At 69.4% G+C, this 14,291-nt stretch carries 16 protein-coding genes; 8 read left to right on the forward strand and 8 right to left on the reverse strand.

The annotated features are described in order from the left end of the window. A partial coding sequence (gene selA, locus RMN86_RS03650) for an L-seryl-tRNA(Sec) selenium transferase (RefSeq protein WP_309604473.1) occupies positions 1–1,174 on the forward strand: 1,174 nt, incomplete at its 5' end. Here selA and RMN86_RS03655 read toward each other — a convergent pair. Continuing rightward, positions 1,161–3,305, reverse strand: a complete 2,145-nt coding sequence (locus RMN86_RS03655) for an alpha-galactosidase (protein WP_309604474.1) — start codon at positions 3,303–3,305, stop codon at positions 1,161–1,163. The two genes, selA and RMN86_RS03655, sit on opposite strands and share 14 nt — an antisense overlap. A gap of 379 nt (positions 3,306–3,684) precedes the next feature. On the opposite strand from RMN86_RS03655, the gene RMN86_RS03660 reads away from it, so the two are divergent. Next, a complete protein-coding gene (locus RMN86_RS03660) occupies positions 3,685–4,974 on the forward strand; it encodes a serine hydrolase domain-containing protein (protein WP_309604475.1) in 1,290 nt (429 codons plus the stop codon). Positions 4,975–5,001: 27 nt separating this feature from the next. Continuing rightward, entirely contained in the window at positions 5,002–5,799 is a 798-nt protein-coding gene (locus tag RMN86_RS03665; RefSeq protein WP_309604476.1) for an enoyl-CoA hydratase/isomerase family protein, read from the forward strand. A gap of 36 nt (positions 5,800–5,835) precedes the next feature. Here RMN86_RS03665 and RMN86_RS03670 read toward each other — a convergent pair whose 3' ends face one another. The 4 genes from RMN86_RS03670 to RMN86_RS03685 form a co-directional block, all read right to left on the reverse strand. Next, positions 5,836–6,045, reverse strand: a complete 210-nt coding sequence (locus tag RMN86_RS03670; RefSeq protein WP_309604477.1) for a hypothetical protein — start codon at positions 6,043–6,045, stop codon at positions 5,836–5,838. 124 nt (positions 6,046–6,169) lie between these two features. Further along, positions 6,170–6,544, reverse strand: coding sequence for a hypothetical protein (locus RMN86_RS03675; protein WP_309604478.1), 375 nt, complete (start codon positions 6,542–6,544; stop codon positions 6,170–6,172). Positions 6,545–6,662: 118 nt separating this feature from the next. Then, positions 6,663–6,875: a hypothetical protein gene (locus RMN86_RS03680; RefSeq protein WP_309604479.1), complete on the reverse strand. Its 213-nt coding sequence runs from the start codon at positions 6,873–6,875 to the stop codon at positions 6,663–6,665. Positions 6,876–6,966: 91 nt separating this feature from the next. Next, on the reverse strand, positions 6,967–8,235 hold the full coding sequence (locus RMN86_RS03685; protein ID WP_309604480.1) for an MFS transporter: 1,269 nt from the start codon (positions 8,233–8,235) through the stop codon (positions 6,967–6,969). Between the two features lie 355 nt (positions 8,236–8,590). Here RMN86_RS03685 and RMN86_RS03690 point away from each other — a divergent pair, with 355 nt between their 5' ends. After that, on the forward strand, positions 8,591–9,358 hold the full coding sequence (locus RMN86_RS03690) for a methyltransferase (RefSeq protein WP_309604481.1): 768 nt from the start codon (positions 8,591–8,593) through the stop codon (positions 9,356–9,358). 15 nt (positions 9,359–9,373) lie between these two features. Here the strand turns inward: RMN86_RS03690 and RMN86_RS03695 are convergent, their stop codons facing one another. Further along, positions 9,374–9,598 (reverse strand): hypothetical protein, encoded by a 225-nt coding sequence (locus tag RMN86_RS03695; RefSeq protein ID WP_309604482.1) that lies wholly within the window; start codon positions 9,596–9,598, stop codon positions 9,374–9,376. Positions 9,599–9,806: 208 nt separating this feature from the next. Here RMN86_RS03695 and RMN86_RS03700 point away from each other — a divergent pair, with 208 nt between their 5' ends. Further along, positions 9,807–10,184: a hypothetical protein gene (locus RMN86_RS03700; RefSeq protein ID WP_309604483.1), complete on the forward strand. Its 378-nt coding sequence runs from the start codon at positions 9,807–9,809 to the stop codon at positions 10,182–10,184. Beyond that, on the forward strand, positions 10,181–10,531 hold the full coding sequence (locus tag RMN86_RS03705) for a hypothetical protein (protein WP_309604484.1): 351 nt from the start codon (positions 10,181–10,183) through the stop codon (positions 10,529–10,531). Before RMN86_RS03700 ends, RMN86_RS03705 begins: the two co-directional genes overlap by 4 nt. Before the next feature lie 147 nt (positions 10,532–10,678). Here the strand turns inward: RMN86_RS03705 and RMN86_RS03710 are convergent, their stop codons facing one another. Continuing rightward, on the reverse strand, positions 10,679–11,089 hold the full coding sequence (locus RMN86_RS03710; RefSeq protein WP_309604485.1) for a hypothetical protein: 411 nt from the start codon (positions 11,087–11,089) through the stop codon (positions 10,679–10,681). A 134-nt stretch (positions 11,090–11,223) separates the two neighbouring features. Then, complete coding sequence (locus RMN86_RS03715) at positions 11,224–12,882, reverse strand: PEPxxWA-CTERM sorting domain-containing protein (protein ID WP_309604486.1); 1,659 nt, start codon at positions 12,880–12,882, stop codon at positions 11,224–11,226. 346 nt (positions 12,883–13,228) lie between these two features. On the opposite strand from RMN86_RS03715, the gene RMN86_RS03720 reads away from it, so the two are divergent. Continuing rightward, positions 13,229–13,504, forward strand: coding sequence for a DUF3297 family protein (locus RMN86_RS03720; protein ID WP_309604487.1), 276 nt, complete (start codon positions 13,229–13,231; stop codon positions 13,502–13,504). 56 nt (positions 13,505–13,560) lie between these two features. Next, a complete protein-coding gene (locus RMN86_RS03725; RefSeq protein WP_309604488.1) occupies positions 13,561–14,040 on the forward strand; it encodes a cupin domain-containing protein in 480 nt (159 codons plus the stop codon). Positions 14,041–14,291 lie beyond the last annotated feature (251 nt).

The raw sequence follows: 14,291 nt of genomic DNA on the forward strand, positions 1-14,291 counted from the left end.
CGGGGTGATCAACGCCACGGGGGTGGTGATCCATACCAACCTGGGACGCGCTCCACTCGCGCCGGAGGCCGTCCGCGCAATGCAGGCGGCAGCCGGCTATGGCAACCTGGAGCTCGACCTGGAAACGGGTCGCCGCGCCTCGCGCCACGATCACCTCGACGCGCTGATCGCCGAGATCGCCGGAGCCGAGGCCGGACTGGCGGTGAACAACTGCGCCGGAGCCGTCCTGCTGTCGCTGGCGGCGCTCGCCGCGGGATCCCCGGTGATCGTCTCGCGCGGCGAGCTGATCGAGATCGGCGGCGGCTTCCGGGTGCCAGAGATCGTCGCGCAGAGCGGCTCACGCCTGATCGAAGTGGGGACCACCAACCGGACCCACCTCAGCGACTATGAGCGCGCCGTGGACGACCATCCCGACGCACGGGTGATCCTGCGCACTCATCCCAGCAATTTCCGCATGAGCGGCTTCACCAGCGCGCCCGGCCTGGAGGCGCTCGCCGGCCTCGCCCGGGCCAGGGGGCTGCTGCTGGTCGAGGACCTGGGCGGCGGGGCGCTGATCGACCTGCGGCCCTACGGGATCGCCGATGAGCCGACAGTGCAGGCGAGCCTGCGCGCCGGCGTCGACCTGGTGCTGTTCAGCGGCGACAAGCTCGCGGGGGGGCCACAGTCGGGGATTGTCGCCGGACGCCGGGACCTGGTCACAGCGCTCGCCCGCCATCCGCTGGCGCGGGCCCTGCGGCTGGACAAGCTCAGCGTCGCCGCTCTGGCCGCGACGCTCAGGCTCTATCGGCCGCCCAGCGATCCGGTCGCGCGGGTGCCGGTGCTGCGCATGCTGACCCAGTCGGCTTCGGTGGTTGCGGCGCGCGCGCAGGCGCTGCGGGCGCTGGTCGCCGGTCTCCCGGCGATCGAGGTCGGCGTGCAGGACACTGTGGGCTATGCCGGCGGCGGCGCCCTGCCGATGCAGGCCCTGCCCGGCCGGGCCGTGGCCCTGCGAGCCCTGGGCCTTTCGGCGGACGCCCTGGCCCGGCGCCTGCGCACAGGAACACAGCCGGTGCTTGGCCGGATCGAACAGGACCACGTCCTGATCGACCTGCGCACGGTCTCCGACGCGGAGTTGCCCGCCCTGGCCGTGGCCATCCGCCAGGCCGGTGAAGGTCTTGAGTCTACCGCGCCGTGACGGTGAAGATCGCGCAGGTCTCCGCCTTCATCGGCGGCATGATCAGGCCGGCGGCGCTGAGCCAGGCGCCATCGACAACCAGGCCGTCGCCCTCCAGGCCCGCGAACGTCGCGGTCGTGGCCGAGGCGCGCGATCCCGGGCTCGAAGGGTCGATACGGCGGACGCGATAGGGCCGCGTCGCATCGAGCATCGGCAAGCTTACGGACGGCATCTGGCGCAGGGCGCTGGGCGCCATCCTGTAGACGAACAGGACCAGATCCTCGGCCTTCCCATGCGCCTGCCAGAGCAGGCTGTCGCCGGCATCCCCGAGCCAGACCTGGCCGCCGTGCAGCCGGTCACGCAGGGATTTCTGCAGGGCGATCCAGACGGCAAGGTCTGTCCTGTCCGCCGCTGTCAAGGCTGCGGCGTCAAGCTCCACGCCGAAATGGCCGGGGAGCGCCACGGCGGCCCTGAACGCGAGCGTCTGGCTGCGCCCGGTGCTGTGCGCGGGCGAAGCACCGACATGGGCGCCCATGATCTCCGGCGGAAAATATTGCAGGAACCCGCGCTGGATGGCCACGCGCGACACGGCGTCGATGCAGTCGCTGGTCCAGACGCGGTGTGTGTGCCTCAGGACGCCGGCGTCGATCCGTCCGCCGCCCCCGGCGCAACTCTCGATCTCGACGTTCGGGAACGCCGCCCGTATCCGCTGCAGCAACGCATAGAACGCCAGGGTCTGGACCCGGTGCCGCGCTTTGCCGTCGGGACCGCCGGCCGTGGTCAGGTCGCGATTGTGGTCCCATTTCAGATAGCCGATCGGCAGGCTCTCCAGCAGCGCGGCGAGCTGGGTGAAGAGATGTTCGGCGACTTCGGGGCGGGCGACATCGAGCACCAGCTGATTTCGGGCGGTCAGCTGTGGGCGTCCCTCGATCCGCAGCGCCCAGTCTGGGTGCGCGCGATAGAGGTCGCTGTCGGGATTGACCATCTCCGGCTCGACCCACAGGCCGAACTCCAGGCCGAGCGCGGTGACGTGAGCGGCGAGCGGCCCCAGGCCGTGCGGATATTTCCGAGCGTCCGCACGCCAGTCGCCCAGCCCCAGCCTGTCGTTGTCACGCCGGTGGAACCACCCGTCGTCAAGCACGAACCGCTCCAGGCCGAGCTCCGCTGCGACGTTGGCCAGCGCCTTCATCGTCGCTTCGTCGTGATTGAAATAGACGCCTTCCCAGGTGTTGAGGTGGGTCGGCCGCGGCCGCATCGTCCCGCCGGTCCAGGTCATCCGTGCACGGATCACCGCGTGGAAATTTCGGGCCACACCGCCACGCCCGGCGGAAGACACCGTCGCCAGGACCTCCGGGGTCGCCAGCGAAGCGCCGGGGGAAAGCCGCACCTCGCCGGGCGCGAACCATTCGCCGAGCTGCCACTGGAAAAGATCATCCTCCAGCCGTTCGATCATCTGCGCGTGGTTGCCCGACCAGGCCAGCTGAGCGCCGTAGACCAGGCCCGTCTCCTGTGTCGCACCCGCCTCGCGCACGATCGCGCCGGGAAAAGCGTCGTGCGAGGTGATGCCCCGGCGATTTTCGCGCCGCCACAGCGCGTGTCCCAGCCGGTCCTCGCAAGGCTGGAATTCGCCATTGTGCCGGCCCGAGACATAGCCGACGTGAGACGCGAGCGGCGGCAGCGGCAAGACCGCGGCGGCGAGCCAGTGCACCTCCAGATCCTCCGGCCCGTCGTTGGTCAGCCGCGACGAGAGGGTCAGAACATCGCTCACAGGATCCAGGGCCAGGCAGACCCGCACGCTGAGCCTGGCGACCGGGTCGATGAGCGTCAGCTCCACGCGGCGCTCCGGCTCGATCCAGAAGACCTCGGTCTCGGTGAACGCCTGGGCGAAGTCGCGGCCCGCGCGATGGGCGATAAGCGCGCTCTGCCCGAACCAGCCAACCCCGAAGGTCGGGAAGGCCGAGAGCGGCTGATCGTGGTTGAGGGAGAAGGACGCGGGCGGGCGGCTGTCGCGCATCGGGCCCGGCGGCCGCGCGTCATCGGGAAGCCTTGGGCCCCAGTAGCGCCACAGCGGCGCCTCGCCCGGCGCAAGCTCGAGGATCGCCGAACTGGCCCGTCCGTGCAGCGCGATGAATCCTGGGTCTTGGACCTGCATCACACGCTCACATCGCCAGCCGCATGGGGATCACGATCCTCCAATCGAAGCTGTCGGTGTAGACCGCCGCGCCCGCCCGACCAAATCCCCCAAGGTCGGGCACGCCGGATGGTGCGAGGCTGACAATCCCGACAGAACGGTCGAGCCTGGAAGGCCGCGTTCCATGCCATCCCCCGTCGGGACACCATCTCGGTGAGTGTCGACCGCGGCGGCGACCGGGCGTGAATCAGATCTCCCAAGCTCTAAATATCTGGAATTACGCATGTATTTCGGAGAAAAGAACCGCATGAGTCGGATAGATTGATGACGTGGAGGCCGTCGGTGGAGCGTTGCCAGCGGCTGGGAACGGCGCCATCTGTGCCGGTGGGAGGGACGTGGGATGACCAGGGGATTTCTGAGCGCGCGGGTCGCGGGGTTCGCGCTGGCCGTGGGGCTGGCGCTGGCCCTGACGGCGCCGACGGTGGGCGCGGCCAGGGGCGTCGATCCGAAGGTCTCGTCGATCGTGCGGGGCGATGCGGCGGCGCTGGGGTTCGATCCGGCGAAACTGGCGGTGGCGAGCGCGGGTCTGACAGCCGACGTGGCGGCGGGCAGGATCGCCGGCGCCTACCTGCTGATCGGCCGCCACGGCAAGGTCGCGTTCCAGGAGGGCTTTGGCGTCCAGGGCCCGGGCCAGACGGCGCCGATGACCGCGGAGACGATCTTCCGGGTGTTCTCGATGACCAAGCCGGTCGTCTCGGTGACCGCCATGACCCTGGTGCAGGAGGGCCGGCTGGATATCGACGCGCCGGTGTCCAGATACCTGCCGGAGTACGCCAACCTGCGCGTCTGGCAGGCCGACGGCACGAGCGTTCCGGCGACCCGGCCGATGCTGGTCCGCCACCTGATGAGCCACACCTCGGGCCTGATCTATGGCTTCATCCAGCCGACGACACCGCTCTCCAAGGTGTGGGCCGACGGCGGAGAGAACCGCTACGACCTGAAGGCTCGCGACTTCGCCCGCATGATCGCCAGGCTGCCGCTGCGCTCCGAGCCGGGAACCGCCTGGTACTACTCGCGGTCCACTGACGTCCTGGGCGCCGTGGTCGAGGCGGCCGGCGGCAAGCCACTGGACGTGCTCGTCCGCGAGCGGGTGACCGGCCCGCTGGGCATGACCGACACCAAATTCTGGCAGCCGGAGGCCGAGCGCGCGCGGTTCGCCGAGGGGCTGAAGGGCGCCGGCGCCAATGGCACGCTGGGCGACATCTACTACGACTATGCCAAGCCCATGCCGTTCCTGTCGGCTGGCGGCGGCCTGTCCTCCACCGCGGAGGACTACCTGCGCTTCGTGCTGATGCTCGAAGGGAACGGCCAGTACAAGGGCGTGCGGATCCTGAAGCCCGAGACCCTGGCCAGGATGCGGCAGGACGAGACGACGCCGCAGATCCGCAAGGCCGGCCTGTTTTTCCCGGGTCCCGGAATGGGCTTTGGTCTGGGTTTCAGTCTGGTCCTGGACGACAAGCTGCAGCGGCCCGGCAATGGGACCTACTCCTGGTGGGGCATCGCCGGCACCGAGTTCTGGGTCGACCCGAAGAACGACCTCTTCATGGTGTTCATGGTGCAGAGCCGTGAGCGGGCGATGGAATACCAACGCAAGAACCGGGCGTGGATCTACGACGCCTTGGTGAGATAGTCAGAGGGTGCGGGGAGACACAGAGACATGACCAAGCTCGTCAAGGTCACCGACGCGGGCCACGTCCGCACCATCATGCTCGACCGGGCGGAGAAGAAGAACGCGCTCAGCCTGGACCTCGCCTGGGGCGTGGTGGAGGCGGTCGACGCCGCGGCGGCGGACGACAATGTCTGGGTGGTGGCGATCACCGGATCGGGTGACGCCTTCTGCGCCGGGCTCGACCTGACGCCGGGCGGCGAGGCCTATTCGCCCTACACTCCGCAGACCGCGATGCTCGACGACATCGGCTGGGTCGGCCAGTTCCTGCTGTCGATCCGCAAGCGCTGCGACAAGCCGGTGGTGGGCGGGATCAATGGCGTCGCGGTCGGCGCGGGGCTCGGCCTGGCAATGGCCACAGACGTGCGGCTGATCGCGTCCAGCGCGCGGCTGATGGCCGGCTATACTCGGATCGGCGGCTCGCCCGACGCGGGCCTGACCGTCACCCTGCCGCAGGCCATGGGCTATGAGCGCGCCATGCGCTTCATGATGGAGAACCGCACCCTGGTGGGCGCCGAGGCGGTGGCCTGGGGGATGGCCGGCGAAGTGGTGGACGACGCGGCGTTCGCCGGGCGGCTGGCGGCCTACTGCCAGGAACTGTGCGCCTGGTCGCCGATCACCCTGCGCCTGCTGAAGCGTGGGATGGTGCGGTCCTATGAGAGTTCCGATCTGGAAAGCCAGCTGCGCTTCGAGGTGGCCAACATCCGTCGCGCCTTCGCCAGTGAGGACGGCCAGGAGGCGCGGCGCGCGTTTCTGGAAAAGCGCCAGCCGGTGTTCCAGGGACGGTAGGGCGTTCCGGCGCGAGCGGCCCGTCTTCCGCGCGCATCACTGACCGCGCCGCCGACGCCGGCGACCCTCGCGCCGCGCCTCGCGCAAAGCGGTCTCGTCCGGGCGCGCCGAGGTCAGGTCAGCCATTCGCCGCCGCGCCAGCCGTTGCTCCACATAGGCGGCCAGGATCGCGGCCACGATGACTGCCGCCAACGGGTCGATCTTCAGGTCCCGAATCCATTCGAGGACGACGTACAGGTCACCCATCGGCGCTCCTCCAAGCGCTGAACACCCCTCCTGAAACCATTGTGGGGCGTCCGTGCACAACGACGCGTGAACAAAGATGGCTAACAGGGGCGGGTCGCCGCGATCGCGGGCGATGCCGGCGTGCTCAGGCGGCGGGCGCCTCGTCGCTGGCCGGGGCGGGCCCGGCAGCGGGGACGGTCGCCACGGCGTCCACGGCCACCGGCGCGGAGACCGGCGCGGACGCCACCGGCTCCATGGCGGGCGCCGGCTTGGCGGCGATGTGCGCCAGGCGCGCCGACGATCGCAGGATGGGCTCGGCGTGGGCGAGGTCAAGGGTCGCTGGCGGCAGGGCGATCAACCGCGCAGCGGCAGGCTGCGCCACGGCCGCCACGACGGGTGCGAAACCGGCGGTTTGGCGCAGGACGCCCGTTGCGAAGCTGCCGATGGCCACCAGCGCCAGGATCAGGATCGCCTGGCGGCTACGGCGGTAGGCGTGCGGCGGAATCTCCAGGCTGGCCATGATGCCTTAACCCGCTGCACCGGCGGGAGTTCCCGGCTTCGCCCCCGGGTCGGTCGGACCGGGGGGGCAGGTCTGACCGGGGCGGCGCGGCCGGGCGCGGACCCGGCCGCGCGTCAGGTCAGTGGCCCAGCGCCGCCTTGACCGCCTTGGCCTGGACGGCGCCGAGGTGGGCGGACAGCGCCCGTATCGCATCGGCGGCGGCCCGTTCGCTGGCCTGGGCCGAGAGGTGCGGCGCGGGATCGCCCCCGTGGATCGCCAGCCACAGGGCGATGATCCATTCCGGGTCGTTGCGGTGAATGGCGACGATGGGCCTATGGTGGGCGACACTCATGGGATCGGTCTCCGGATCGCGGTTCAAGACACACCGGAAAAAGGTGCATCGCGATCAAACACGACCGGATGGCGTGCAGCTGTGACGTCGGTCACGCGTCGACGGTGTCGCTGACGCGTCGCGGGACCGCCAACAGGATCGGCAGAATCGCCGCGTAGACGGCGATGGTCGCCCACAGCGTCGTGTCGTAGCCGCCGTGGTTCTGATAGAGGTCCGCACCCCACAGGTCGCCGACCCGCGTCGAGATCCAGTAGGCCGCCAGGAACAGCATCATCATCGTGCCCTCCAGTCCCTTGGGGCAGGCGCGCATGGCGAGCGCCGTAAAGGCCGCCTGGCCGACCCCGCCCAGCAGGCCCATCGGGATCGCCGCCAGCAGCGCCCCTTCGGCCGAACGGATGAACAGTAGCGAGGCCATCTGTGGCACCGCCAGCACCGCGCCGACCCACAGCAGCGTCCGCAGCCTCACCCGCTGGGCGAGCCAGGCATAGATCGCGTAGATCGGCAGGAAACCGCCGTAGAAGATGGCGTAGAATGCGCCCACCTGGGCGTCGGAGGCGTGCAGGTCGTTGGCCAGATGGTATTGCAGCGCGAGCCCCGCGCCGGGCGCGAACTGCCAAAGCAACTGGATCGCCAGCACCGGATAGATCGCCCGGGTGCGGAACAGGCGCCGGAGATCCGCGCCCGGGGTCAGGCGTCCAGGTTCGGCGCCAGCCTTGGCGTCGTCGAACAGTCGCTGCGGTCCGAAGCCGCCGTAGAGGGTCATGGCGATCATCAGGCCGGCCCCCACCAGGAACAGCACCCGTGCGGCGCTGGCCGCGCCGGCGCCCTCAAGCAGGCCGCTCAGCACCCCGCCGAGCAGCATGGCGATCATCTGCGGCGCCAGCGTGGTGGCGTTCATCACAGTGCTCATCTGGCCGGACATGGCGTGATGGCGGCCGACCCCGGAGGCCAGGCCCGCCGCCGCTCCGGCCACGAACTGCATCAGGACGGTCACCAGGAAGACGCCGCCCAGCAGCATCGCATAGGTCGGCGGCGCGAAGGCCATGGCCGCATAGGCCGCCGCGCTGGCTAGGCCAAAGACCACCAGGTGGCCTCGGTCGCCGGCGGCGAACGGGCTCCAACGGTCACGAATGAAGCCGAAGACAAAGCCGGCGAACAGCGGGATGGCGACGATCAGGTTGAACTGTGCGGTCTCATGGGCCGACAGGTGCAACCGGTTTTTCAGGAAGAAAACGATCGGCAGGTTGAGGATGCCGACGTAGGGCGCGGCGAAGTTGATGATCAGGATCGGCACGCCGGCATAGGCTAGCAGCCGCAGCCGACGGCCGCCGGCGAGCGGGACGACGTCTTCGGCGCTCACGCGGCGCGGCCCTTGCTGACCATGATCGGTTCTCCCCGCCCCCAGGCGTAGCGCGGGGTCGCGCCCAGCGGAAGGGGCTCCCCGTCGGAGGGGGTGGTCAGGAAGGGGCTGCGGGGAGGGCAGAAAGCCCCGACGCTCGGGGGGCGTCGGGGCCTGGAGCCGCGGCGCCCTGGGCTTTTGGGCTGCGGCCTTGAGGTTAAGACGCCAACGATGCCGCCCACCCCTAGGTCGTTCCGGCGGCCGGCGCGGGAATTTTCATATCGAGGGCGGACGGCGCCTGCGCAGGGTCATCCAGAACTGCTAGGCTGGGCCAGTTGGACCCTGCTTGGGCGTGGTTTCTGGGGAGGCGTCGGGCATGACTCGCAAACGGATAGTCTTGATTCTCAGCGCGCTTTCGCTTGCTGTCGCAACCCTTGGCGCCGCCAGTGGGGCGTTCGCCGGCCTGCCCGCCAACCTGTCGGCGGCGGTGGCCGACAAGGCGCGGCCGGCAGGCGACGTCGCCCGGGACACAGCCCGCAAGCCCGCCGAGCTGCTGGCCTTCGCCGAGGTGAAGCCCGGGCAGAGCGTCGCCGACTTCATGATGGGCGGTGGTTATTTTACCCGCATCCTGGCCGCCGCCGTCGGCCCGACGGGCAAGGTCTATGCCTACCAGTCCGCCGAGTTCATCAAGTTCCGCGCAGCCTATGGGACCGAGCAGTCGACCGCCGTTGCGGACTACAAGAACGCCGTGGCGCTGACCGGGCCGCTGTCGGCGACCGGCCTGCCCGCGGGCCTGGATCTGGTCCTGACCGTGCAGAACTATCACGACCTGCACCTGAAGCCGTTTCCCGCCGGGACCGCCGCCAGCGTCAACGCGCAGATCTTCAAGGCGTTGAAGCCGGGCGGGCTCTATGTGGTCGTCGATCATGCCGCGGCGGTCGGCGCGCCGGTGGAGGTCGCCGACAGTCTGCACCGTATCGATCCCGCGGTCGTCAGGACGGAGGTCGAGGCGGCCGGCTTCAAGCTGGCGGCGGAGGACGCCATGCTGGCCAATCCAGAAGACCCGCACAGCGCCAACGTCTTCAGTCCGGCGATCCGCGGCAAGACCGACCAGTTCGTGCTGAAGTTCCGCAAGCCGAAATAGGCGGCCAGTTCGCGATCAGTTCGGCGGTCCGCTGGACGCATAGGGGCCAGGGCGACCCGTCAGATTGCGGTGGCGCGCGGCGCCGATGAAGCGCCCGCCCTGCCAGAGCTCGGCGCGAATATCGGCGCGGGCCGGCGGCGTCAGCAGGGCCAGGGCCTGGCCGTCGGTCTTGCAGTAGAAACTCTCGGCGGGCTCCAGGCCCCCATCGTCGTGGACCAGGTAGATGCGGTAGACGGCCATGGCCTTGGGCTCCTTCCGTTACGCGCCCCACGACCTTGATAGGCGGGCAAGGCGACGGTGGTATGTCGGCGGCGCGACCGGTCGGTCACGGGTGCGCCTTGATTGTGGCGGAGCTTGTCGGAGTTTCGTGCGTTTTTGAAATCCGCCGCCAAGCTTCGGGCCAAGCCCGAGCCGAGCGGCGGCGATGGATCAGGGGTATAGAGGCGTCATGCTCGCGACACTCGTCCAGGCTTTCACCAGCCGGCTGGCGGGACCCATAGGGTTCGCCCTGGCTCTTGTCCTGTGCGCCCTGCTGGCGGTGACGGCGAACACGGCGGCGCGCACCGAGGCGACGCTGCGGGCGCGGGTGGCCCAGCTCAGCGAGGAAAACCAGAAATCCGGCGCGGTGCTGCAGGCTCGGCTGGCGGCCTGCGAAGGCGGCGCGCGGGGCGGCAGCGGCGGGGGCGGCGTCGCTGTGCGGGTCGCGGGCGCCGAGACCAGCGCCGAGGCGCGCGCCCGCCGCCTCACCGGGTCGGGACCGCCCGGGTTCGACGTGTGCGCGCGCATGGAAAGCGCCGACAGAGCGGTGCTGGAAACCCTGCGGTGACGTGCGTCTCTCCGCGACGGCTGGCCGTGGCCCTGGCCTGTGGGCTGGGCTTGAGCGCCTGCGCCAGCCTGAAACCCAAGCCCCCCGTGCCCGCGGCCCCGCCCGCGCCAGTCATCACCGCACCCCCGGCCACGCTCCCCGCGCCGCCCGCGGCCAAGGTCCCCGCGCCGGCGAAGAGCGACTGCGTGCCGAAGGGATTTCCCAGGGCGCCGAAATATCCCGACACCGACGCCGCCCTGCGCGACGCCGGCGGCGCGGCCGATCGCTATCAGCTGATGGCGGCCGGACGCCTGCTGAGGACGCGCCGGCTGACGGATCTGGAACGGGTCGTGGACGCGTGCAGGTAGGGGTTCCCTCGAGCCGACACTGTGAGGCAAGACCCCAAACGCCTGTCATCCCGGCGCGGCCTTTGCAGGTCGCCTAGGATGACGGGAGCGTTTTGTGTCCGGGCCGCCAGAGTTCGCCCCGAAGGCCAGACGCGCCGCCTGACCCCTTCAGAGGCAGCGGATAAGTTTGGGGTGGGCGTCGCGGCGCAGGGTGAAGCTGTGCGCCGCGGGATCGGCTGAGGCGCGGACCGTCAGGCGCAGGGTCTGGCCGCTCATCCGCCCGGTGAAGGCCGCGTCCAGGGCGCCCGGCTCCTCGTCGGCGCGCTGGGGGCCGGGGGTGAAGCTCTGGAACGTGCCGTGGGCGGAAATCCGTCCCTTCCGGTCGACCCGCACCGGGCCGGGGATGTGGCCCTCGGCGCAGCCGGTCTTCAGGCTCGCCCCGTCCTCGCCGACGGTGAGGATCGCCTGGTCGCCGCCCCAGACTCCCACGGGGACGACACCCGCAACGACAGCGGCGGACGAGGGCGAAGCGCCGATCAGGGCGACGGCGGCGGCGAGGATGCGGGCTGAGTTGACCATGGGTCAGCCTCCCACGGCGCGAGGCCGGTGTCGAACCTAATCCAGGTCGCCCGACAGGCATGAAAAAACGGGCGGAGCCTGTGGCCCCGCCCGTCTGTTTCGTCTCGGCCGGGGCCCGAGCAGGGCCGTACCGATCAGGCTTGGGCGATCGCCCGGCGACGGCGCATGGCCGAGCCGACCAGGCCGAGGCCCAGGATGGTCATCGCCCAGGTCGAGGGCTCGGGCACGCCCACAGGGCTCATGCCGATCTCGGCGATATAGGTGCCCCAGCGCGAAAAGCCGCTTCCGCCCGGGTGACCGAAGGCCGGCGCGTTGAATTCGCGGGCGAACTCGCCGATCAGCCAGAACTTCGAGGAGTCCATCGGGTCCAGGCTGACGGCGCTGTAATCGCCCCAGCGCTGGCGGCCGGCCGCGGGACTGCCGAAGGCGCTGCCATTGTGGTAGCTGTCGGTGTCGCTCACCCGGAGCACCAGGTCCGAGCCGGTCTGATAGAGGTGACCAAGCCCGCTGGTGTTGAAGGTGCGCGCCATGACGGTGATCTTGCCGTCCACCAGCGAGGTGCCAGAGCGATCGAAGCCGACCACCACCTGGCCCAGGGAATTCACCGCGATGGAGCCCTGGTAATAGTCGTAGCCGGGGGCGCCGATATCGAACTCGTCGATGATCGCGTTGGTGGTCGAATTGATCACGTCCACGCGGACCGAGGTCCGGCCGCTGCCGGTCTCGGTGACCGTGTGGACGCTGTAGATCTTGCCGTTCACTTCATAGGCGCTGGCGCTGATGCGGTCGTCCAGGGTGTCGACGACCCGGGTCGGCCCCGTACCGGTGGTGTAGGGCTGGCGTGCGAGGCTGTTGGCGCCGTAGCTGGCGCCGATATTGGCGCCCGTGGCCGTCAGGGTCGCGCCGGCCGTGCCGGCGTTCAGCACGTCGTAGCGCTGCAGCGCTGAGTCGATCAGCGACACGGTGATGATCTTGCCGTTGGGACCCGCCGTGGAACTGTTGACGCCCTGGATCGCGTAGCCACGGGTGTAGTCGTCACCTGAACCGCCGGTGTAGGGCGTGTTGAACTGCTTCACGGCCGCGGCCGACGGACCGAGCGCCCCGAACAGGTCGCCGATCGGGATGACGTTCAGGGTGGTGCCCTTGAACGACTGCGTGGGGCCGCCGAAGTTGTTGGTGCCGATGTAGACGGCGTTTTTGTCCATCGCCAGGGTCGGATAGTCGGCCACCGCGTTGAGACCGCTGAAGCCGGTGAACTGGGTGGATTTCCAGGTGCCGGCCGCGTTGCCTGTGTCCGACACCGCGATCTGAATGTCGCCGAGGCTGGCGCCGAAGGAGAGCGCGATCCATTTGTCGGCGGCGGCGTTGTACATCACCCGCTGGTCGCCGTTGGTGCCGGTCTTGCCGGCGGCGGACCAGAAGGCCACGTCCGACTGGATCATCGTGCGCGCGCCGGTGGCCTTGTCGAACACCGCCATGCCGCCGTTGACCAGTTCCATATACTGGGTCTTGCCCACCGCGCCGATGGTGTCTGGCGGGATGAAATTGCGGCCGAAGCTGGCCACGTCATACTGGCTGATGCCTTCGAAACTCTTGACCACCGAGGCGACGCTGCCGCCACCGCCGTAGATCACCGTCGGGCCGGCGCTGAGGCCGCCGAGCGGCGCGTCGAACGACTGATCGCGGGATTCGAATTCCAGATAGCTGGGCTTCACGACCTGGGCATGAGCCAGACCCGACACGGTCGAAAAGAGAAGGGCCACAGACAGGCCGGCAAGCTTCGCATAGCGCATTGGTAAATACCCCGAACCCAGTCCCAGCGGGACCCGTTAAGACCATTTGTTAGCAAATACGCCGGCAACACAAGGGCCACGTTTCGGTCTTATTCGGTCAAGTCCCTCCTGGCCGGGTGAAATTCTCGTGTGAGGGGAAAAACCTTCCGCTTCAGGGGAATTTCCCGCTGGATTTGTGGGATTCCGATGAAAATTCTCGTCCAGGTCGCGGCAATAAAATGCCCACGGCGGTGCGTTTTCGCCGTATTTCGTCCGCGACGCCCACGCCGGAATCGTTAACGCGCCGGCGCGACCGCGGCCGTCGGCCGCGCTTGAAACGCGCGCCGGCCTGTGCGACGGCGGGGCCATGAGCGAGACCCCCGCCGACCGCCCCGCCCCGCCCGCGTCGGAGCTGCCCGACAGACTGTCCACCGACCCCGACAGCCCGTTCCACGACGCCGACATTCTGGCGCGCAACGTCGGCGTGCGTTTCAAGGGCGAGGACAAGACCAACGTCGACGAATATTGCGTCTCCGAGGGCTGGGTGAAGCTGGCGGTCGGCAAGACCCTGGACCGGCGCGGCAAGCAGCTGACCATCAAGCTGCAGGGGCCGGTGGAGCCCTATTTCCGCGACGAAGGCTGAGGCCCCGGCGCGGCGGGGCGCTGGACTCCGGCGCGGCCTCGGGGTCTGCTTCCGGCATGACCGACACCCCACTGACCCCCGACGACGGCTGGAAGCACTCGGGCGTCCGCGTCGTGCCGGGTGACCAGCTGGATGACAGCGCAACGCCGCAGACGCCGGGCATGCACCGCGCCGCGGCCATCGACCGGGCGCGGATGGGAGCCCAGAAGCTGTGGGCCGGAACCGTCCATATCCACGCCGGCGCCAAGACCGGGGCGCATCACCATGGGCCGCTGGAGAGCGTGATCTATGTGGTCAGCGGGCGGGCGCGGATGCGCTGGGGCGCGGCGCTGGAATTCGTCGCCGAGGCCGGGCCAGGCGACTTCATCTATGTGCCGCCGTTCGTGCCGCACCAGGAGATCAACGCCTCGTCCGACGAGACCCTGTCCTGCGTGCTGGTGCGCAGCGATAGCGATGCCGTGGTGGTCAACCTCGACATCGAACCTGCCGAGAAGCCTGAGGGCGTCGCCTGGATCGACCCGATCCATAAGGGTTAGGGGTTGGGGGAGGGGCGATCGGCATTCATCTGGCGCCGCAACCGAGGTGTTGTTCTCCTCCTCCGTAGGACTACGGCATTCACACATCTCTCAAAAACGGCGTCCCCTCTCCCCTTGCGGAACCCTCGTGCAAAGCCCCTCCCCCCTTGCGGGGAGAGGGTTGGGTGTGGGGGTGTCAGCTCTGAGTCGGAGACGTCGCACCGAAGACCTGTGAACCAACGCCCGCCGCCGAGTTTGCACCCCCACCCCAA

This window comes from Phenylobacterium sp., from assembly GCF_031360265.1.
Lineage (GTDB): Bacteria > Pseudomonadota > Alphaproteobacteria > Caulobacterales > Caulobacteraceae > Phenylobacterium.